Below are 20,371 nucleotides of genomic sequence, written 5' to 3'. Positions count from 1 at the left end.
GACGGGCGCGAACACACGGTGGCGGTACTGCCGCGACGCCCCGGTGTGCGGCTAGCCTGGATGGATAGAGCGAATGCACGCGCGAAACTGGTGGTGATGCTGGTGGTGAGCGTCGCGGTGCTGGGCGCGGCCTGTGGCCGGACCGACCGCGCGGACTCGGGATCCGATGCGGCGCACCCCGCTACGTCCACACCCCGATTGCTGGAGGGCGTGCCCGCACCCGACCCGGTCACGCCGGACGGTGTCGCGGTGGCGGCATTGCGGGAGATCTACAGCTGGCAGCCCGCCACCGAGGCCCAGGGCGAGTCCCTGGGCCGAGCGCGGAAGTTTCTCGGCCCCAGCCTGATTCGTATGCTTGATGCCACGCCCACCGCTGCCGAGACGCCGAAGTCGACGCTGCAATGGGCGGATTGGGCGAGGGAAGGGGCGCACGTGGAGGCGTTCACGTTCGCGTCCGGGGAGAAGGCGCCGGCCCTGAGCGATCCGAACATCCAGCAGTTCAAGATCGGGATCGAGCAGACCGTCGTCTACCCGAACGGACGCAAGGAGCCGCTGCCGCCCGCGACGGTGATCGCCACCGTTGTGCGCACACCCGACGGCTGGCGGCTCGACGCATTCCGCTGACCACCCGCTTTCCGTACCGGACGGCCTACCCAGGAGGGACACATGGCGAAGAAGAAAAAGGTGACGGATCCGGCCATCCCCGGACCCGACGTCAGCCTGCTACTGACCTACGCCGGCTTCGCGATCTTCGGAACCCTCTGGCTGGCACTGCATCTGGGCAACATGCTGGAGGGCAGCCCGCAGAAGGTCCCCTTCAACCCGATCGCCATCCTGGCGGATCTGGCCCGGGGCAGGCTGCGCTGGCCCGCCGCGGCCACGGCGATCGTGCTGCTGGTGATCCTGAGCGTCGTCGCGTATCTGGTGATCCGCAAGGAATTGGAGAAGCGCAGGTCCAAGGGCAGGCTGCCGGTCGACGACAAGGCCGACGTGATGGGCAACGGCGGCGCGATCTCGATGCTCACCGAGGCGGGCGTCCGGGAGAAGGCCCAGCAGCTCGGGGTGAAGCTCGGCTACAACGACGCTCCGGGCGTGCCGATCGGCGTCGGTGTGGCCGACGGGGTGATGCTCTACGGCTCGTACGAGGATCTGCACCTGGACATCTGGGGTCCGCGCCAGGGCAAGTCGACGTCGCGGGTGATCCCGGCGATCCTCACCGCGATCGGTCCGGTGCTGGCGACCTCGAACAAGCGCGACGTGGTGGACGCGACCCGGGATGTGCGCGAGGGGAAGGGAAGTCCCACTTTCGTCTTCGATCCGCAGGGCGTCGCCGGTGAGGAGCCGACCTGGTTCTGGGATCCGCTGTCCTGGGTGGACGCCAAGCGCGAGGGCTGTGAGATGCGCGCGGCGCGGCTGGCGGGGCACTTCGCCGACGGTGACGACGGCCGCGACACCAAGACCGACGCGTTCTTCGATCCCGAGGCCGAGGACCTGCTGGCCGGGTTGTTCCTCGCCGCCGCCGTCGGCGACCGCAACGGCAGCAGGCCGATCGTGCAGGTGTGGGAGTGGGTGACCAACCCGCAGGACACCGAACCGATCGAGCTGCTGCGCGCCGCCCGCCATCACTACACGGCCTCGGGCCTGTCCTCGCAGTACAACACCGATCCGCGCACGCGCAGCGGCATCTTCGGCACGGCGAAGAAGATGATCCGGTGCCTGAAACTGTCGAACGTGCATCCGTGGATCTCCCGGGGCGGCGACCGCCAGGAATTCGACGAGCTGGAGTTCCTGGAGAAGAACGGAACGCTCTACAGTTTGTCGCTCGAGGGCCGCGGTTCGGCCGCGCCGCTGGTGAGCGCGCTCACCGAGGCGGTGGTGGACGTGGCGATGCGCAAGGCGTCGCAGTCGGCCGGTGGCCGCCTGGCGATCCCGCTGCTGGCGGTGCTGGACGAGGCGGCCAACGTGGTGCGCTGGAAGGATCTGCCCAAGCAGTACAGCCACTTCGGCTCGCGGGGCATCGTCGTGATGACCGTGCTGCAGTCCTGGGCGCAGGGCGTCCGCTGCTGGGGCGAGAGCGGCATGAACGCGTTGTGGTCGGCGGCGAACATCAAAGTGCTCGGCAGCGGCGTGGACGACACGAAGTTCCTGCAGGAACGTTCGGACGTGCTCGGCGAGTACGACGCGATCTCGCAGTCGGTCTCCGAATCCAAGGGCGGCAAGAGCTACTCGCGCTCGCTGAGCTCGTCCAAGACCTTCTCGGTCAACGGACTGGCGACGCTGCCGCGCGGACGGGCCATCCTGTTCCCCTCCGGTGCGCCACCGGTGCTCATCCGCACCGTGCCGTGGTGGGAGGGTGAGTACGCTGCGGACGTGAAACAGTCCATCTCGCACCATGATCCGCAGCACAAGACGCGAATCGCGGACGTCATCGGTTCGCCGTCGCTGAGCAAGTCGACGCCACCGCCGGAGTACGGCCAAGTCGAGGAGGTCCGGCCGCTGTGAACGAACAGCAGCAGAACATGCACTACGCGAACGTGGTGGATTTCGTCGAGAACTATCTCAGCGTGATCTACCGTCGGCAGGTCACCGATCTCAGTGACACCGTGTGGTGCCCGGAGTGGTGGCAACACGCGGAGGCCATCGCCCGGCTGGACGCGCTGTGGCGCGCCTGGGAGCACTACCGCCAGGACGGAGCGACCGGACTGAGCGTCTGGTTCCTGGATCACGCCGATCCGCATATGGCGAAGTTGTTCGATCCCAAGGGGCCGTTCAAGTACTGCAGTGTGCGCAACGGACACAAGGACATGCTCAGTCCGCTGCCGACGAAAGCGCCGCAGAACGGCATGTTCAGCGACCCCACGATAGGTAACTTTCCTGCGTGACGACGAGGCGTCAGGGCGCTTCCCGTCGAAAGGGTTCGCCGACAGCCGAGTGCCCGCTGGATGATCCAGCGGGCACTCGTTCGTCTTCCGGCTATCGACTTCGTTCCAGGCCGCGGGACTCCTGTTCCCGTCCCGCCCTGGTGACCGTAGGGGCCTCACCGGGCCGGGTGCGCACGGCTTCGCCGGGCGGCTGTGCCTGTCCTACTTCGATCAGCATCCGTACCGCGGCAAGCTCCGGCGCGACACCCATTTTGGCCAGATGGGCCGCGATCGCCATGCGACGTTCCTGGGAGTCGTACCGCATAGCCGGGTTGCCCGCGGCGGTGGCCGCCATTCGGGAAGCCTCCGCCTGCGCGGAGAACCGGTCCTTTTCCAGCGACACACCCTTTTGCGGGATGGGCTTCTCGATGAGCCGGGCCAGCTCGGTGTTGCGCGGATCCTTGGCCTTCGCGTCGCGGGCCTCCCGCAGCTGCAGTTCCTTGGCCTCTTTGAGCCGGGCTTCGGTGAGCTTGACGCGCGCTTCGGCTTCCTTCTGACCACGCTCGCGGGTCCGCAAGGCGACCAGCGTCGCAAGCTGCAACATTGTCCTCATCATGGCCGCGGTTTCCCGGCCGATGTCGTCCAGTTCCTCGGACATGGCTGCTCCCCGATGCTGCAGTGATCACTATGGATGATTGTGGTGCTTCGTTACGGACGCCGCCACGCGAACTGTAGTCCCGTGCAGCGGGTCCCGCCTGCAAACGTGGACACCCGAAGAACTTGTGGCGTGGCGCTTCCTGCCCGGGGATAGCCCGGCCGAGGCCGCACTACGCTGCAAGAACTTCTTGTTTCGAGGTTACCTGACAAAGGTCGGCACAAACGAACGAGTGCGCTGCTTCATCGGCATATATCGCACATTTCCGGCGTGTCTTCGGGCGAGCCGGACGATCTTCGAGCTGAGGGCATCCTGACCGAAGAATGGCTCGACTTTCTCACGTCGACCTGGGGCTGGACACGACTCGGGCCCGCTGCCGGAGAACGGCGGCGGGCCCGAGGGCGCACACTCAGCGGTCGATACGCACCGACTGGATCGTGACCGGCTGCTTGGGCTTGCCGTCGCCGGGGCCGTTGGAGTCGTCCTGGCCCAGCGCGGCGATCTTGTCGAGCGTGCCGAGGCTGTTGTCGTCCACGGTGCCGAAGATGGTGTACTGCGGCGGAAGCTGGGAGTCGGCGTACACGATGAAGAACTGGCTGCCGTTGGTGCCCGGTCCCGCGTTGGCCATGGCCAGCACGCCGCGTTTGTAGGCGATCGGCTCCGAGGTCGCCGCAGGATCGTTCGGAGCGTATTGATCGGTCGGGTATTCGTTGTCGAACTCGTAACCGGGTCCGCCCATTCCGGTACCCGTCGGATCGCCGCACTGCAAGACCTTCAGGCCCTCGCCCGCGGTCATACGGTGACAGCTGGTGCCGTCGAAGTAGTTCTGCGACGCCAGGCTGACGAAGCTGTTCACCGTGCACGGCGAATCGGCGTTGTCCAGGGTCAGCCCGATCGGCCCCTGGCTGGTCTCCACGCTGACGCTGATCTTGGCATCGACGCCGGTGGTGGGGATGCCGTCGGCCTTCGGCTTGCCGACCGGCTTGTCGGCGGGCTTGGCGCTGTCGCGATAGGTGCAGTCGACCGTCGCGGGCTTGGCCTTCGCGGACGGCGGCGCGGCCGCGGCGGGAGTGCTGGACAGCGAGGCGTCGGCGGCGTCGGAGCTGCTGCTGTCGTCGCCGCGGGTCAAGAAGTACACCCCGGTCACGGCGGCGACCACCACGACGACACCGAGTACCGATCCGGCGATGGTGAGTTGCTTGCGCTTGCGCGCCCGCTCGGCCCGGTTGGCGAGCTGACGTTCCAGCTTGCGTTTCGCCGCTGCTCGTCGCTGTTCGTTGGTCGGCACTACCACGTTCCTCCCGTATCCGGTTACATCGGGATAAGAGTGTGCCATTTCTCCCTGAGACTGTTCCGCAACCTCCTCGAGAGGCGGTTCGGACAACCGGTTGGACTTGCGGGGCCGTAGTGGTGGAAACTGGAGCATCGTGACCAAGACCAGCAGCTTCTCCGCCCCGAAGGGGGTACCGGACTACGTGCCACCCGGCTCGGCCGAGTTCGTGGCGGTACGCGACGGCCTGCTCCGCGCCGCACGACTGGCCGGGTACGGGCATATCGAGCTGCCGGTCTTCGAGGACACCGGCCTGTTCGCCCGCGGTGTCGGCGAGTCCACCGACGTGGTCACCAAGGAGATGTACACCTTCCCCGACCGCGGCGACCGTAGCGTCACGCTGCGGCCCGAAGGCACCGCCGGCGTGATGCGCGCGGTGATCGAACACGGTCTCGATCGCGGCCAGCTCCCGGTGAAATTGTGTTACTCCGGTCCGTTCTTCCGCTACGAGCGGCCGCAAGCGGGCCGGTACCGGCAGTTGCAGCAGGTGGGCATCGAGGCGATCGGCGTCGACGATCCGGCGCTGGACGCGGAGGTCATCGCCATCGCCGATGCCGGGTTCCGTGGGCTCGGCCTGGACGGCTTCCGGCTCGAGGTCACCTCGCTCGGTGACGAGACCTGCCGCCCGCAGTACCGCGAACTGCTGCAGGATTTCCTGTTCGGGCTGCCGCTGGACGAGGAGACGAAGCGGCGCGCCCAGCTCAACCCGCTGCGCGTGCTGGACGACAAGCGGCCGCAGGTGCGGGAGATGACCGCGAACGCGCCGCTGATGATCGATCACCTGTCGGAGTCGGCCAAGGCGCACTTCGAGCAGGTGCTCGGCCACCTGGAAGCGCTCGGTGTGCCGTACGTGGTGAACCCCCGCATGGTGCGCGGCCTCGACTACTACACCAAGACCACCTTCGAGTTCGTGCACGACGGTCTCGGCGCGCAGTCCGGCATCGGCGGCGGTGGCCGCTACGACGGTCTCATGGCCGAACTCGGCGGGCAGCCGCTGTCGGGTATCGGGTTCGGCCTCGGCGTGGACCGGACCATGCTGGCGCTGACGGCCGAGGGCAAGTCGGCGGGCAACCCGGCGCGCTGCGAGGTGTTCGGCGTGCCGCTGGGCGACGCCGCCAAGCAGCGGCTGGTGGTGGTGGCCGCCCAGTTGCGCGCGGCGGGCGTCCGGGTCGATCTGGCCTACGGCGGACGCGGTGTGAAGGGCGCGATGAAGGCGGCCGACCGCTCCGGGGCGAAGTTCACCCTCGTGCTCGGCGATCGCGATCTCGCGGAGAACACCATCGGGCTCAAGGACATGGCGACCGGTGACCAGCGGCAGATTCCGCTGCCGGAGGTGGTCGGCGTGATCCGGGAGTCGCTGGCCGGGTAGCGCGGTGGCGGGTACGCGCCGGGTTTCGCGGCGCGACCGCCGACCGCACGGTACTGTGCGTCGAACCCGTGGCCGGCCGGGCGACGGGAGCGGTAGCGTGACCGGCGCGCGCACCACCGCCGCCGGAGTCGCGAGAGGGCGGAGCAGTGTCCACGAATTCTGATGACCAGCAGGCGATCGCGCCGGTGGGCCTCGATCTGGTCGCGCCCGAGTTGTACGCGCCGATGCTGCGCCGCCTCGCGCTGGCCGCGTCGGGCATCGGGCTCGGCGCGGCATTGCTGGCCGCGACCGTGGTGAGCTGGCCGATCGCGGCCGCCGTCGGCGTCGTCGTCGGCGCGCCGACCGTCCTGTACGCCGTCGCGCTGCGCCGGCGGCGAATGTGGTTGAAGGGCACGGTGATTCACGCGCGCAGGCTGTTCGGCGAGCGGCGGGTGGAGATGTCGGCGGCCACCGGGGTCGAAGTCCTGGTGTTCCCGGCCCGGTTGAGCCGGATCGCCCTGCGGGTCACCGCGGGGGAGGTGTCGCAGGTCGTTCCGCTGGCCATGTACACCGACGCGGGCAGCGGCCGCGAAATGCATCTGCTCGGTTTGCGCAGGCTCGCGGACGCGCTCGCCGCCAGTCAATTGGCCGCGGCGGTAGCGGTTTCGGAGATGCTGGTGCAGCAATTGCGGGCCGAGGCACGAGATGCCGGGCTGGAGGAGCGGCCGCTGTATCGCGCCGTGCGGCTGGCGCGCGCCAAGGACGCGGTGTCGCCGATCGTGCTCACCGACAGCGAGGTCGCCACGCTCGGCTGACCTTGCCGCGGTTGTCCTCGGGGACCGCGCGCGCGGCACTGTCGCGTAGCTCACCGTGGGCGTTCGGTCGCGGTGAGAGTGGTTAGGGTGGGCAGCAGAAGTCCGCCGATCGCAAGGAGTTCGTTCGTGAGCACCGCCGCTGGGACCGTGACCGTCACCGTGACCGGAGCCGCGGGCCAGATCGCCTACGGCATGCTGTTCCGGATCGCCTCCGGCGCGATGCTCGGCCCCGACACGCGCGTGCGTCTACGGCTGCTGGAAGTTCCCGCCGCGGTGGCGTCGCTGGAGGGCGTGGCGATGGAACTGGAAGACGGCGCGTTCGGGCTGCTGGATTCCGTCGACATCAGCGACGATCCGTGGATCGGTTTCGCGGGCGCCGACATCGCCCTGCTGGTCGGCGCACGGCCGCGCACCGCCGGGATGGAACGTGCGGACCTGCTCGCCGCCAACGGCGCGATCTTCACCGAGCAGGGCGCCGCGATCAACGCCAGCGCCGCCGACGACGTGAAGGTGCTCGTGATCGGCAATCCGGCCAACACCAACGCCTTCATCGCCATGAGCAACGCGCCGGACGTGCCCGCCGAGCGTTTCACCGCCATGACCCGTCTGGATCACAATCGCGCCATCGCGCAACTGGCCAAGCGGACCGGTGCGCCCGCCGCCGCCATCGCGCGGGTCGCGATCTGGGGCAATCACTCGGCGACGCAGTACCCCGACATCGCGCACGCCACCATCGCGGGACGTCCCGCCCTCGACCTCGTCGGCGATCCGGCGTGGCTGACCGAGGAGTTCGTGCCCACCGTGCAGCAGCGCGGCACCGCCATCATCCAGGCCCGCGGCGCGTCCTCGGCGGCGAGTGCGGCCAGCGCCGCGATCGATCACATCCACGACTGGGTGCGCGGCACCCGCGACGGCGACTGGGTGTCCATGGCCGTGCCATCGGACGGCTCCTACGGTGTGCCCGAAGGGCTGATCAGCTCGTTCCCGGTCACCTGCGCGAACGGCGAGTACACCATCGTGCCCGGGCTGACGATCGATGAGCAGGCCCGCGCCCGGATCGACGCCTCGGTCGCCGAGCTGGAGCAGGAGCGCGACGCCGTCATCGACCTCGGTTTCGCCAAGCGAGCTTGACCGGCCCCGCGGAGCAGGCGCGGGGCCCGCTATTCGACCGTCCAGGTCTCGGAGCCGGTGAGCAGCGACTGCAGCGATTCCGGACCGACCGGTTTCCGTTCCCGCGCCGTCTCGGTCTGGTAGCGCACCGCGTCGTCGTAGGTCGGCCGGCTGACGCTGCGGAAGATGCCCGTGACGACATGCTCGAGCCCTTGATCGGACAACCGCGACAGCGCGTAGGCGTACTCCGGGTCGTCGGCGTAGGCGTCGTGCACCACGATGTCGGACTCCGCGACGCTGTCGGCGCGTGCGACCGCGAGCCCGAAACCACGGCGCACAACCGCGAATTCCCCCTCGGCCCCGAAGCGGATCGGCTCGCCGTGCCGCAGCGGGATGAGATGGTCCGCGGCGTTGTCGCGGCGCAGCACGTCGAACGAGCCATCGTTGAAGATCGGGCAGTCCTGCAGGATCTCCACGAACGACGTGCCGCGGTGCTCGGCGGCGGCGCGCAGCACTTCGGTCAGTCCCGCACGATCGGAGTCCAGGGCGCGGGCGGCGAAGGTGGCTTCCGCTCCCAGCGCCACCGACAGGGTGTTGAACGGGTGGTCCACCGAGCCCATCGGGGTGGACTTGGTGATCTTGCCCTGCTCCGAGGTGGGCGAGTACTGGCCCTTGGTCAAGCCGTAGATGCGGTTGTTGAACAGCAGGATGGTCATGTTCACGTTGCGGCGCAGCGCGTGGATGAGGTGGTTGCCGCCGATGGACAGCGCGTCGCCGTCACCGGTCACCACCCACACCGACAGGTCCGGCCTGCTGACCGCCAAGCCGGTCGCGATCGCGGGCGCGCGACCGTGGATGGAGTGGATCCCGTAGGCCTCCAAGTAGTACGGGAAGCGACTCGAGCAGCCGATCCCGGACACGAACATCAGGTTCTCGCGGCGCAATCCGAGTTCGGCGAGGAAGCCGCGCACCGTCGCCAGGATCACGTAGTCGCCACAGCCGGGGCACCAGCGTACTTCCTGGTCGGAGGTGAAGTCCTTCACCTTCTGCGGTCCGTCCGCCGACGGCACCCCGGAGACTCCGGTCAGTCCCAGGTCGGTGCCGACCAGTGCGGTTTCCACGATGGTCATGCGTTACCCCCAGCCATCCGGTACGTGGCTGCCTCGCCTGCGCTCGGCCCGGCACAGGGCTGTGGACGGACTTCGTCCGGCAGCGTTCGATACGTGGCTGCCTCGCCTGCGCTCGGCCCGGCACAGGGCTGTGGACGGACTTCGTCCGGCAGCGTTCGATATGTGGCTGCCTCGCCTGCGCTCGGCCCGGCACAGGGCTGTGGACGGACTTCGTCCGGCAGCGTTCGATATGTGGCCCTCGCCTTCGCGGCGAACACCTTGTTCTGTTCCAGCTCCTCGATCGACCCGTCCAGCGCCGCGTCGATGACCCCGACCAGTTCCTGGGCGGAGAACGCCGTGCCCGCGATCTTCGTCCACGGCCGCACGTCGACCAGGTACTTCGCTCGCAGCAGCATGGCCAGCTGGCCGCCGTTCATCTCCGGCGCGACCACGACGCGATAGCGGCGCAGCACGTCACCGAGATTGGCGGGCAGAGGATTCAGATGCCGCAGATGCGTTTGGGCGACCGGCACACCGCGCCGCCGCGCGCGCCGGCACGCCTCGCCGATCGGACCGTAGGAACTGCCCCAGCCGATCAGCAGCAGCTCGGCCGTGCCATCCGGATCGTCCACCACGAGATCGGGCACCTCGATGCCGTCGATTTTGGCTCGGCGCAGGCGGACCATGAGTTCGTGGTTGGCCGGGTCGTAGGAGATGTTGCCGCTGCCGTCCGCCTTCTCCAGACCGCCGATGCGGTGGGCGCGGCCCTTCGTGCCGGGGACGGCGAGCGGGCGGGCGAGCGTGTCGGGGTCGCGTGCGTACGGCTGGAACGGATCGCTGTCGTCGCCTTCCGGTTCGAACGCCGGGTCGATGGGTTCCAGCTCCGCCACGCGCGGGATGGACCACGGTTCGGACCCGTTCGCGATCGCACCGTCGGACAGCAGCAGCACCGGAGTGCGGTAGGTGAGGGCGATGCGCGCGGCTTCGACCGCGGTGGCGAAGCAGTCGGCGGGGGAGCGGGGCGCGAGCACCACCACCGGTGACTCGCCGTTGCGACCGTAGAGCGCCTGCAACAGGTCGGCCTGCTCGGTCTTGGTCGGCAGTCCGGTCGACGGACCGCCGCGCTGCACATCGATCACCACCAACGGCAGCTCCGTCATCACCGCGAGGCCGATGGTCTCGCTCTTGAGCGCGAGCCCGGGGCCGGATGTGCTGGTGACGCCGAGCGAACCGCCGAGCGCCGCGCCCAGCGCCGCGCCGATGCCCGCGATCTCGTCCTCGGCCTGGAAGGTCGTGACGCCGAAATTCTTGTGCTTGCTCAGCTCGTGCAGGATGTCGGAGGCCGGCGTGATGGGGTAGGTGCCGAGGAAGACCGGCAGCCCGGCGAGCTGACCGGCGGTGATCAGGCCGTACGCGAGCGCGGTGTTGCCGGTGATCTGCCGATAGGTGCCCGGCGGAAGCTTGGCGGGAGCGATCTCGTAGGTGGTGGCGAAGCTCTCGGTGGTCTCGCCGTAGTTCCAGCCCGCGCGGAAGGCCAGGATGTTGGCTTCGGCGATGTCGGGCTTGGTCGCGAACTTCTCCCGCATGAACTGCTCGGTGCCGCCGATCGGGCGCCCGTACATCCAGGACAGCAGACCGAGGGCGAACATGTTCTTCGCGCGCTGGGCGTCCTTCTTGCCGACTCCGGTGGACTCGGTCGCGCCCAGGGTGAGCGAGGTCATCGGGACCCGGTGGACCACGAAGTCCGACAGCGTCTCGTCGGCCAGCGGATCGGCGGCGTAACCCACCTTGGCGAGCGCCCGCTTGGTGAACTCGTCGGTGTTGACGATGACGGTGGCGCCGCGCGGGAGGTCCTCCAGGTTCGCCCTGAGCGCGGCGGGGTTCATCGCGACCAGCACGTCGGGCTGGTCACCCGCGGTGAGGATGTCGTAGTCGGCGATCTGGATCTGGAACGACGAGACGCCGGGCAGCGTGCCCTGGGGCGCGCGGATCTCGGCGGGGAAGTTGGGCTGGGTGGCCAGGTCGTTGCCGAAGGCGGCGGCCTCGTGGGTGAAGCGATCGCCGGTCAGCTGCATTCCGTCGCCGGAGTCCCCGGCGAACCGAATGACAACCTTTTCCAATTTAGCTGTGCCGACATCGTTTTGGTGTGAAACCATATGCCTGCTTCACTTCCTCGTCGCTGAGAGGTGCCATCGCCAAACTACTCCGTCGAACGCGGTGCGCGCCCGTGAAGCGCGCGGACCGGCGAGATTCGGCGGTTGCCCGCGTCAGGCGAACAATGCCAGCTGCGCGTCGCTCGTGGGTGCGGTTTCGGTTCGTGTCTCCGGTTCGGGTCGCCCGCGCGCCGTCAAACCGTGTTCCGCCAGCAGCGGAGTGACCCGGGAGCGCAGCCAGGCGGAGTACTCCGGGGTGACGTAGGCGCCGTGCCGGTACAGCTGGCGGTAGCGGCGCAGCAGCGCCGGATGGTGCTCGGCCAGCCAGGACAGGAACCAGCCCCTGGTGCTGCCGCGCAGGTGCATGGGGAACGCGACCGCCGATTCCGCCCCCGCCTCGGCGATCGCGCCGAAGATCGCGTCCAAGTGGGCGCGGCCGTCGGTGAGGCAGGGAATGACCGGTGCGACCAGGACGTTCACCGCGAACCCCGCGTCGGTGAGCGCGCGCACCAACTCCAGCCGGGCCCGGGGCGACGGCGTGCCCGGCTCCAGGCTCCGGTGCAGATCCTCGTCTAGGATCGCGATCGACACCGCCAGGCTCACCCGCACCTGCCCCGCCGCGGCGGTGAGCAAAGGCAGATCCCGGCGCAGCAAGGTGCCTTTGGTGAGGATGGAGAAGGGGGTGCCGGATTCGGTCAGCGCGCGAATGATGCCCGGCATCAACCGATATCGCCCCTCGGCGCGCTGATAGGGATCGGTGTTGGTGCCCAGCGCCACCGGCTCGCGGCGCCATGACCGCCTGCCGAGCTCCTTGCGCAGCACCGCGGCGACATTGGTCTTCACCACGATCTGCGAGTCGAAGTCCCGGCCCGCGTCCAGGTCCAGGTATTCGTGCGTGCCGCGCGCGAAACAGTAGCGGCAGGCGTGCGAACAGCCCCGCATCGGATTGACGGTCCACTGGAACGGCACGTTCGCGCCTTCGGGCACCCGGTTCAGCGCGCTCTTGCACAGCACCTCGTGGAACGTGATGCCCTCGAACTCCGGTGTCCGCACGGTGCGCACCAGACCGGCCCGGGACAACCCGGGCAAGGCGCCGTCCTCGGCGTCCAGGGTCTGGCTTTGCCACCGCACCCCCTCAGTCGAACATGTGTTCTAGCGACTGTCAAGCGATCTGCTTGGCGCCGGGAGGAGTGAGCGCCGCCGGGTCGGCGAAGAAGGCGACCAGGTCGCGCACCGTGTCGTCGAGCGGGCGCGGCCGGTAGCCGAGCTCGCGCTCGGCCTTGCCGTGGTCGACGACCGGGGCGGCGATCAGCGCGCCGAGCGCCGCCTTGGAGACGATGTCGGAGTTGAACAGCTTGCCGATCGGCGCGAGCACCGGGATGACGCCGGACACGAGCTTGGGGGAGATGGCGAACCTCGGGCCGCGCTTGCCGCCGTGGGTCGCGGCGACGCGGCACAGCTCGAGCATCGAGATCATCGAGCCGCCGAGCAGGTAGTTCTCGCCCGTGCGGCCGTGCTCGCAGGCCAGTGCCAGGCCCTCGGCGACATCGCGCACGTCCACCAGGTCGAATCCGCCGCCGATCATGGCGGGCACGCGTCCGAGCGCCGCGTCCCTGAGCGTCCGGTTGATGCGGGACAGCGGCTTGCCGTAGTCCAGCGGGCCGAAGACGCCGGTGGGATTGCACAGCACGGCGTCGAGTCCCTGGTCGATCACCTTGCGCAGCGCCACCTCGCCCGCCCATTTCGAGCGGTCGTAGACGGGAAGCGCCGGGTCGGTCGAGCGCGGCGCGTTCTCGTCGATCCGGCCGCCGCAGCTGTACTGGTCGAACGCGTGGATCGAGCTGGCGTGCACCATCCTGCGCGCGCCGACCGCCAGCGCCGCTTCGGCGACAACGCGCACCCCCTCGGTGTTCACCCGCCAGGCGAGATCGTTCTTCTCGGCCAGGGTGATCACCGCGACCAGGTGGTAGACCACCTCGGCGCCGTCCAGCGCGGCGCGCATCGACGCCGGGTCGAGCACGTCGCCGCGCACCCAGGTGACGCCGGGCGCCGCCGGCTCGGCGGGAACGGCCCGATCGACGGCCGTGACCTGGTGACCGCGCTCGGTGAGGAGGCGGAGCAGATTCGTGCCAAGGTAGCCGGCTGCGCCGGTCACTGCGACCTTCATGGGACAGAGAATATAGAACTTGTTCTAATTTGCAACACGTTCCAGTTCGGTCCGGTTCGCCCGGTCCTGCGGCGCGTTCGGGCTCGAAACATGCCGGTCTGGTCCGCTATATTGAGCGCATCCGTAGCGGCCCTTGCCGATTCGGCAGGGTAGGCGGATTCGAAAACTGCATGACGCGGATCTGTACGACGATTTGGGGGGCAACTCGATGAGTGATCTCTCGGTAGAGACCGAAGCGGTCCGGGCGTTTGCCGCCACGAACGCCGGTATCGCCGGTGATCTCGCGGGGGCGGGCAATTTCGACGCGGTGAAGAACGTTTCGGCGCTCGTGCCGGTCTTCGGTTTGATCGGGGCGGACTACCTGGCGATGTTCGCCGCGGCGCAAGTGCTGCAGGCCAAGGACATCAACGATCTGTCCGCCAAGTACGCCAAGCTGTCCGACTCGGCGTTCAGCGCCGCCGCCGCGTACGACGCCGTGGACTGGTCCAACGCCGGTGCGCTCGGGTCCATCGCGGGCCAGATCGGGGGCGCGGTATGAGACCACTGGACAGCGGCCTCATCGCGCCGCAGGACGAGGCGGTCGCGCACGCGGCCGAGCAGAACGTCGCCATCGGCCAGCAGGCCGTGCTCGACGCGCTGCAGCAGACACCGGCCCAGGCGGTGCTCGACCTGCCGCTGCCGCAGTTGCCCGAAGACCTTCCCCCCATCGAGCCGCCCGCGTTCGTGCTGTCGCGCAAGATCTCCGAGGATCAGCAGTCGGCCACCGTGCCCGCCGGTCTGCCCGGACTGAACGGCGCGCCGAGCGCCGAGGACGCGCACGGCGTCGCGCATCAGGCCTCGGCGCTGCTCGGGGACACGAACACCGCGTTCGACCAGGTCGCGGCACCCGCGATCGAGACGGCGCTCGATCAGGCGAACGGCGTGCTGAACGGCGCGCTCGCCGCCGCGCCGAGCGCGATCGCCAGCACGGTGAATCAGGCGGCGGCCGCGGCCGGCTCGCTGCCCGCTTTGCCCGCCGATCCGGTGGCCGCCCTGCTGCAGGGCGTCGCGGTGCCCGCGCTGCCCGGCGTCGACGTGTTGATGAAGCCGATCCTGGACCTGCTGAGCAGTTTCGGCACCGGCGTCATCGGCGCGTTCGACCCGACCGCGATCCTCAGCCAGTCCTCCAAGGTCATCGAGATGGCCATGCAGGTGGGCAAGGGCAGCATGAGCACGGTCGAGCAGTTGTGGCAGAGCCAGGCCGCGCGCAACGCCCAGGCGGCGAGTCAGCAGGCGAATGTGCAGGGGCAGGAGACCAGCCAGCGGGGCATCGACATCTCCGAACTCACACAGCGGGCCGCCGCGGTGGTGCAGCAGGGCAACGCGCAATTGCTCGGCATCGCGTCGTCGTTCGCCACCCAGGCCACCGCGCTCGCGCCGGTGATCCTCACCCCGCCCGCCCAGGCGACGCTGATGGCGTCGGCCACCGAACACCTCGGTCAGGCCGTCGGCGTGGTCAACGCCACCCGCGGTGACCTGGCGGGTAAGACCGCCGAGCTCAGCGGGATGGTGCAGCAGCTGGTCGCGCCGGGAGGCGGGCCCGCGCCGCAGGAGGTCGCCCAGGCTCTGGCCGAGAACGTCGGCCAACCGATCCTGGAGCAGGCGCAGTCCACCGCTTCGGACACCGCGACCAAGGCGGCGGGCCTGGACTCCGCCACGCCGGGAACCACGTCGCCCACGACCACGCCGTCGTCGGTGCACAGCACCCCGCACAGTCCGAGCACCAGCCACGGCACGCCCAGCAGTCTGCTGGGCAGCAGCCCCGGCCGTCCCGGCAGCCCGAGCACGCCGTCGGTTCCCAAAGCCAGCGGCCTGCCCGGCACCACTGTCCCGCCGATCCGGCCGGTCTCCGGTGTACCGGGCACGTCGCTCGGTACCGGCACACCGGCCGGTACGACCCCCGCCGGATCGAGCAGCTTCATGGGCGGCCCGGCCGGCGCGGCGGGGCAGCGCGCCAACGACGAGGAACACTCGCGCACGGTGCAGCCCTACTCGAGCCCCACCGGCAACGACGACCTCACCGGCCCCCTGGGCGAGTCGACGCCGGATGTCATCGGTGCCACGCACTCGGACGAGATCATCAGCTCCGACTACGAGCAGGACCAGTTCTGACGCGACGCCGAGCGGGCCGGGCGCCGTACCCGGCCCGAACGGATCACCGCCGCCGGGCCGGGTGACGACGAGAGTCTCAGTTGTCCTGCACGAACGAGTCGATCAATTTCCGGTAGAGGTCGGCGAAGCGTTTGCGTGCGGCCTGCTGCTCCGCGCCGAGCCCCTCGGTGGTGTCCGGCGAGTACACCACCAGGTGCACGTCGTCCGACGGCGACTGCGGCATGAGGTCGATGATCCGGCTGCTCTGGTCCGTGGCCTTCGGCACGCCCAGGTCCGCCGTGGCCAGCGCCTTGGTCTCGGCCAGCGCCGCGCTGAGCACGTCGGAGGGGATATGCCCGTCGATCCGCTTCGGCGGAGTCTCGGGACGACGCTCGGCGGCCACCGCGTCGGGGCTGCTCACCGCCCTGCCGTCGGCGAAGATCTCCAGCTGCGGGCGCAGATCCGTCCGCGTCTGCCAACCGTCGGGAATGGTGGTCAGCGTGAACAGCGCCAGCGGCGCGGCGATCGGCGGTAGCGCGCTGGGGCGATCCAGTGCCGGGTCGGCCGTCGCGGCGCCCGAGCCCACCGCGACGATCAGCGTCACAACCAGCAGAACGGCTTTCGTTACTCGCATCGATCCCATCTTCCGGTGCTGTCCGTGTCCACCTGCGGCACAGGCGAACTGCCGTAGATCATGACAGCGCGCCGACCCTCGGCGGGAGTCGGCGCGCTGTATCGCTCGGATCCGCTGCTATCGCAGGCCGGACGGGTTGTTCAGGTCCGGCGCCGAATACGTGTCACAGGCGCGGACCTGACCGGTCTTGTAGCCGGTGAGGAACCACTTCTGCCGCTGATCGGACGAACCGTGGGTCCACGCTTCGGGATTCACCCGGCCCTGCGCGGCGCGCTGGATGCGGTCGTCGCCGACCGCGGCGGCCGCCGACAGCGCGTCGTTGACGTCCTTGTCCGACAGCGGTTTCAGGAACGGCTGGTCGCTGCCCGGCGCGGGTTGCTTGTCCGCGAAGTGCGCCCAGATGCCCGCGTAGCAGTCGGCCTGCAATTCGGTGCGCACCGCGTCGGAGTTCGCGCCCCTGGGATCGCGCTGCGCGCGGCCGATGTCACCGAGCAGGTTCTGGATGTGATGGCCGATCTCGTGCGCCACGACGTATTCCTGCGCCAGCGGGCCGCCACTGGAACCGAAGCGATCCACCAGTTCCTGGAAGAAGCTGGTGTCGAAGTAGGCGGTCCGGTCGGCCGGGCAGTAGAACGGTCCCACCTCGCTGGTGGCGTTGCCGCATCCGGTCGAGGTGGCTCCGGAGAAGAGCACGACCTTCGGCTGCGAATAGCGTTTGCCCGCTTGCTTCGGCAGCTCGGCCGACCACACGGCGTCCAGGCTCTGCGCGGTGAGTGCCACCCGGCAGTCGACGTATCTGTTGGCGTCCGCGCCGGTCTTGCAGTGGCTCGGCGTGCCTGCCGTGCCCGGCTGCGTCTGGCTCTGGTCCTGCGCGCCGGTGAAGCTGCCGAGGATGGATCCGGGGTCGCCACCCAGCAGCAGCGCCAGCACCAGCACGATGAGCCCGCCCGCGCCGCCGCCCAGCGCGAGCTTGCCGCCCATGCCGGGACCGCCGGACGAAACCCGGTCGGGGTCGATCTGCATGCCCTCGTTGAAGGTCATCGTCGTCGCTTTCTCGCTCGTCCCCCGGGGTCACCCAACCCGCGGCGGTCCGGGCCCCCGGTTCACACTCCCTCGGATACAGCTTGGCACGGGCGCGTCGATATCGGTTTCCACTCACCGAATGTGTCTCACTACGATGGACTCGCACCTGGTCACACCGCGCCGGTGCCAGAGTCGTCGAAAGGAACCCCGTGCTGCGCACCCACTTGGCTGGTTCGCTGCGAAGCGAGCATGCCGGTCAGACCGTCACTCTCACCGGCTGGGTGGCCCGGCGGCGTGACCACGGTGGGGTGATCTTCATCGATCTGCGTGACGCGTCCGGCGTGGCCCAGGCGGTGTTCCGCGAGGGCGAACCCGCCGCGCAGGCCCACCGGCTGCGCGCGGAGTACTGCGTGCGCGTCACCGGCACCGTCGAACCGCGGCCCAGCGGCAACGAGAACCCGGAACTGCCCACCGGCGCCATCGAAGTGAACGTCGCCGAACTCGAGGTGCTGAACGAGAGCGCCCCGCTGCCCTTCCAGCTGGACGAGCAGCCCGGCGAGGAAGCGCGCCTGAAGCACCGCTACCTGGATCTGCGCCGCGAAGGCCCCGCGCATGCCATCCGGCTGCGGTCCAAGGTCAACGCGGCCGCCCGCGAGGTGCTCGCCCGCCACGAATTCGTCGAGGTGGAGACCCCGACGCTGACCAGGTCCACCCCCGAGGGCGCGCGCGACTTCGTGGTGCCGGCGCGCCTGCAGCCGGGTAGCTTCTACGCCCTTCCGCAGAGCCCGCAGCTGTTCAAGCAGCTGCTCATGGTCGGCGGCATCGAGCGCTACTTCCAGATCGCGCGCTGCTACCGCGACGAGGACTTCCGTGCCGACCGGCAGCCCGAGTTCACCCAGCTCGACATCGAGATGAGCTTCGTGCGCCAGGAGGACGTGATCCTGCTGGCCGAGGAGATCCTGGTCGCGTTGTGGAAGCTGATCGGCTACGAGATCCCGACCCCGATCCCGCACATGACCTACGCCGAGGCCATGCGCCGTTTCGGCAGCGACAAGCCCGACTTGCGCTTCGGTGTGGAGATCACCGAGTGCACCGATTACTTCAAGGACACCCCGTTCCGGGTGTTCCAGGCGCCCTACGTGGGCGCGGTGGTGATGCCGGGCGGCGCGGGCCAGCCACGGCGGCAGCTCGACGCGTGGCAGGAATGGGCCAAGCAGCGCGGCGCCAAGGGCTTGGCGTACGTGCTGGTGAACGAGGACGGCACTCTGGGCGGCCCGGTCGCCAAGAACCTCAGCGAGGCCGAGCGCGACGGCTTGGCCAAGCACGTCGGCGCGGTGCCGGGTGACTGCGTGTTCTTCGCGGCGGGCGCCGCGAAGGCGCAGCGCGCGCTGCTCGGCGCGGCGCGGGTCGAGATCGCCCGCAAGGTCGGTCTCATCGACGAGGACGCCTGGTCGTTCGTGTGGATCGTGGACGCGCCGCTGTTCGAGCCGACCGTCGAGGCGACCGCGAGCGGTGACGTGGCGGTCGGCCACTCCGCCTGGACCGCCGTGCATCACGCGTTCACCTCGCCGAAGCCGGAGTCGCTGGACACATTCGACACCGATCCGGGCTCGGCGCTGGCCTACGCCTACGACATCGTCTGCAACGGCAACGAGATCGGCGGCGGCTCGATTCGTATCCACCGTCGTGACGTGCAGGAACGTGTCTTCGACGTGATGGGCATCACGCCGGAGGAAGCCCAGGAGCAGTTCGGCTTCCTGCTCGACGCCTTCGCCTTCGGCGCGCCGCCGCACGGCGGCATCGCCTTCGGCTGGGACCGGGTCACCGCACTGCTGGCGGGCGAGGACTCGATCCGTGAGGTCATCGCGTTCCCGAAGACCGGCGGCGGCGTCGATCCGCTGACCGACGCGCCCGCGCCGATCAGCGAGCTGCAGCGCAAAGAGGCGGGTCTGGACGTCAAGCCGGAGCAGAAGAAGGGCGAGCACGCCGAGGCCGCGTCGTAGCGGAGCGCTCACCCGGACGGTACCTTCTGGTCAGCTCCGTCTGCCCGACCGCGAGGAACCCGTTGCTGCACTTGCGCCTGATCAGCCCGCCCGAACTCACCGACGAGGTGCTCGCGGTGCTCGCCGCCGATCCGGGGGTCACGCATGTGACCCTGGCCCGCGGCATCGCGCTGGAGCCGAAGGGCGATCTGGTGCAAGCGGACGTGGCTCGTGAGGCTGCCAACGACGTGCTCGAGGACCTGACCGCTCTCGGCGTCTGCCGATCCGGCGGGATGACGCTCACGCCGGTCGAGACGGTCCTGTCGGAGGCGGGCGAGCGCGCGGTGCACGAGGCGCCCGGTGATCCGAGCGACGCGGTGGTGTGGGAGGAACTGGTCGCACAGACGCACGAGGAGTCGAGGCTCAACGCGACGTTTCTGGCGTTCTTGACCATCGCGTGCCTGCTCGCGGCCGTAGGTGTCGCGACCGATTCGCCGGTGACGATCGTCGGCGCGATGGTGGTGGGGCCGGAGTTCGGCCCGCTGGCGGCGTTCGCGGTGGCGCTGGCGCGCAAAGACTTCGGGCTCGCCCGTCGCTCGGCCATCGCGCTCGCCGTCGGGTTTCCGGTGGCGATGATGGTGACCTTGCTCGCGACGCTGGTGTGGGAGCAGGTCGGCTGGATCACCATGGACGGGGTGAGCAGCGTCGAGCAGGTCGACTTCATCTATCAGGTGGGGCCGTTCTCCCTGGTCGTCGCGCTGCTCGCGGGCGCGGCGGGCATGCTGTCGCTGGTGACCGCGAAATCGGCCGCGCTGGTCGGGGTGTTCATCTCGGTGACCACCGTGCCCGCGGCCGGCTTCGCCGTGGTCGCGGCGACCCTGGGGGAGTGGCGGGTGGCGTTCCTGTCCGCGGGGCAGTTGGCGGTGAACATGGCAGGCATCATCGTGGCCGGGATCATCGTGCTCCAGCTCCGGCCGCGCGCGGGCAGCGAGGCCGGTCCGGTGGAACGGTTCAAGCGCTGGATCGGCATGCGCTCACTGATCGAGAAGTGACC

18 protein-coding genes are annotated in these 20,371 nt (G+C 69.3%); 10 read left to right on the top strand and 8 right to left on the bottom strand.

Going from position 1 to position 20,371, the window contains the following annotated elements; translation table 11 throughout:
- The first annotated feature begins 60 nt into the window (after window positions 1-60).
- Genes ACWDMM_RS08680 through ACWDMM_RS08670 form a run of 3 tightly spaced genes read left to right on the top strand, consistent with a single transcriptional unit; the run spans window position 61 to window position 2,882 of the window.
- Window positions 61-624, top strand: a complete 564-nt coding sequence (locus ACWDMM_RS08680) for a hypothetical protein (RefSeq protein ID WP_195082302.1) — start codon at window positions 61-63, stop codon at window positions 622-624.
- Between the two features lie 42 nt (window positions 625-666).
- The gene (locus ACWDMM_RS08675; protein ID WP_195082303.1) at window positions 667-2,502 is read left to right on the top strand and encodes a type IV secretory system conjugative DNA transfer family protein; all 1,836 of its coding nucleotides are present in this window, start codon (window positions 667-669) and stop codon (window positions 2,500-2,502) included.
- Window positions 2,499-2,882, top strand: coding sequence for a DUF4913 domain-containing protein (locus ACWDMM_RS08670; protein ID WP_323124419.1), 384 nt, complete (start codon window positions 2,499-2,501; stop codon window positions 2,880-2,882). Before ACWDMM_RS08675 ends, ACWDMM_RS08670 begins: the two co-directional genes overlap by 4 nt.
- 91 nt (window positions 2,883-2,973) lie before the next feature.
- Here ACWDMM_RS08670 and ACWDMM_RS08665 read toward each other — a convergent pair whose 3' ends face one another.
- On the bottom strand, window positions 2,974-3,519 hold the full coding sequence (locus tag ACWDMM_RS08665) for a hypothetical protein (RefSeq protein ID WP_195082304.1): 546 nt from the start codon (window positions 3,517-3,519) through the stop codon (window positions 2,974-2,976).
- 406 nt (window positions 3,520-3,925) lie between these two features.
- Window positions 3,926-4,804 (bottom strand): peptidylprolyl isomerase, encoded by an 879-nt coding sequence (locus tag ACWDMM_RS08660; protein WP_195082305.1) that lies wholly within the window; start codon window positions 4,802-4,804, stop codon window positions 3,926-3,928.
- A gap of 139 nt (window positions 4,805-4,943) precedes the next feature.
- On the opposite strand from ACWDMM_RS08660, the gene hisS reads away from it, so the two are divergent.
- The 3 genes from hisS to ACWDMM_RS08645 all read left to right on the top strand — a co-directional run bounded on the left by hisS (window position 4,944) and on the right by ACWDMM_RS08645 (window position 8,140).
- Window positions 4,944-6,215, top strand: a complete 1,272-nt coding sequence (hisS, locus tag ACWDMM_RS08655) for a histidine--tRNA ligase (protein ID WP_195082306.1) — start codon at window positions 4,944-4,946, stop codon at window positions 6,213-6,215.
- A gap of 146 nt (window positions 6,216-6,361) precedes the next feature.
- Entirely contained in the window at window positions 6,362-7,009 is a 648-nt protein-coding gene (locus ACWDMM_RS08650; protein ID WP_449936745.1) for a hypothetical protein, read from the top strand.
- Window positions 7,010-7,135: 126 nt separating this feature from the next.
- The gene (locus ACWDMM_RS08645; protein ID WP_357206718.1) at window positions 7,136-8,140 is read left to right on the top strand and encodes a malate dehydrogenase; all 1,005 of its coding nucleotides are present in this window, start codon (window positions 7,136-7,138) and stop codon (window positions 8,138-8,140) included.
- A gap of 29 nt (window positions 8,141-8,169) precedes the next feature.
- Here ACWDMM_RS08645 and ACWDMM_RS08640 read toward each other — a convergent pair whose 3' ends face one another.
- The 4 genes from ACWDMM_RS08640 to ACWDMM_RS08625 all read right to left on the bottom strand — a co-directional run bounded on the left by ACWDMM_RS08640 (window position 8,170) and on the right by ACWDMM_RS08625 (window position 13,548).
- Entirely contained in the window at window positions 8,170-9,249 is a 1,080-nt protein-coding gene (locus tag ACWDMM_RS08640; RefSeq protein ID WP_357110295.1) for a 2-oxoacid:ferredoxin oxidoreductase subunit beta, read from the bottom strand.
- Complete coding sequence (locus tag ACWDMM_RS08635) at window positions 9,246-11,384, bottom strand: 2-oxoacid:acceptor oxidoreductase subunit alpha (RefSeq protein WP_449936740.1); 2,139 nt, start codon at window positions 11,382-11,384, stop codon at window positions 9,246-9,248. The genes ACWDMM_RS08640 and ACWDMM_RS08635 overlap by 4 nt, the downstream gene beginning before the upstream one ends.
- A gap of 111 nt (window positions 11,385-11,495) precedes the next feature.
- Window positions 11,496-12,512, bottom strand: coding sequence for an Rv2578c family radical SAM protein (locus ACWDMM_RS08630; RefSeq protein WP_357110298.1), 1,017 nt, complete (start codon window positions 12,510-12,512; stop codon window positions 11,496-11,498).
- 31 nt (window positions 12,513-12,543) lie between these two features.
- Complete coding sequence (locus tag ACWDMM_RS08625) at window positions 12,544-13,548, bottom strand: NAD-dependent epimerase/dehydratase family protein (RefSeq protein ID WP_449936737.1); 1,005 nt, start codon at window positions 13,546-13,548, stop codon at window positions 12,544-12,546.
- Between the two features lie 208 nt (window positions 13,549-13,756).
- Between ACWDMM_RS08625 and ACWDMM_RS08620 the strand changes: the two genes are divergently transcribed.
- Both ACWDMM_RS08620 and ACWDMM_RS08615 read left to right on the top strand, forming a co-directional pair.
- Complete coding sequence (locus ACWDMM_RS08620) at window positions 13,757-14,086, top strand: type VII secretion target (RefSeq protein ID WP_040867626.1); 330 nt, start codon at window positions 13,757-13,759, stop codon at window positions 14,084-14,086.
- The gene (locus tag ACWDMM_RS08615) at window positions 14,083-15,699 is read left to right on the top strand and encodes a hypothetical protein (protein WP_357110304.1); all 1,617 of its coding nucleotides are present in this window, start codon (window positions 14,083-14,085) and stop codon (window positions 15,697-15,699) included. Before ACWDMM_RS08620 ends, ACWDMM_RS08615 begins: the two co-directional genes overlap by 4 nt.
- Window positions 15,700-15,775: 76 nt before the next feature.
- On the opposite strand, the gene ACWDMM_RS08610 is transcribed toward ACWDMM_RS08615, so the two are convergent.
- Window positions 15,776-16,312 (bottom strand): hypothetical protein, encoded by a 537-nt coding sequence (locus ACWDMM_RS08610; protein WP_195082314.1) that lies wholly within the window; start codon window positions 16,310-16,312, stop codon window positions 15,776-15,778.
- Window positions 16,313-16,429: 117 nt separating this feature from the next.
- Complete coding sequence (gene ypfJ / locus ACWDMM_RS08605; protein ID WP_195082315.1) at window positions 16,430-17,353, bottom strand: KPN_02809 family neutral zinc metallopeptidase; 924 nt, start codon at window positions 17,351-17,353, stop codon at window positions 16,430-16,432.
- 191 nt (window positions 17,354-17,544) lie between these two features.
- Between ypfJ and aspS the strand changes: the two genes are divergently transcribed.
- Together aspS and ACWDMM_RS08595 are read left to right on the top strand one after the other, a co-directional pair.
- Window positions 17,545-19,338, top strand: a complete 1,794-nt coding sequence (gene aspS / locus ACWDMM_RS08600) for an aspartate--tRNA ligase (protein ID WP_449936733.1) — start codon at window positions 17,545-17,547, stop codon at window positions 19,336-19,338.
- A 62-nt stretch (window positions 19,339-19,400) separates the two neighbouring features.
- Window positions 19,401-20,369 (top strand): DUF389 domain-containing protein, encoded by a 969-nt coding sequence (locus ACWDMM_RS08595; protein ID WP_195082317.1) that lies wholly within the window; start codon window positions 19,401-19,403, stop codon window positions 20,367-20,369.
- Window positions 20,370-20,371: the final 2 nt, after the last annotated feature.

The organism is Nocardia sp. NPDC003726, from assembly GCF_053586955.1.
This window is presented reverse-complemented; position numbering and strand designations above follow the sequence as displayed.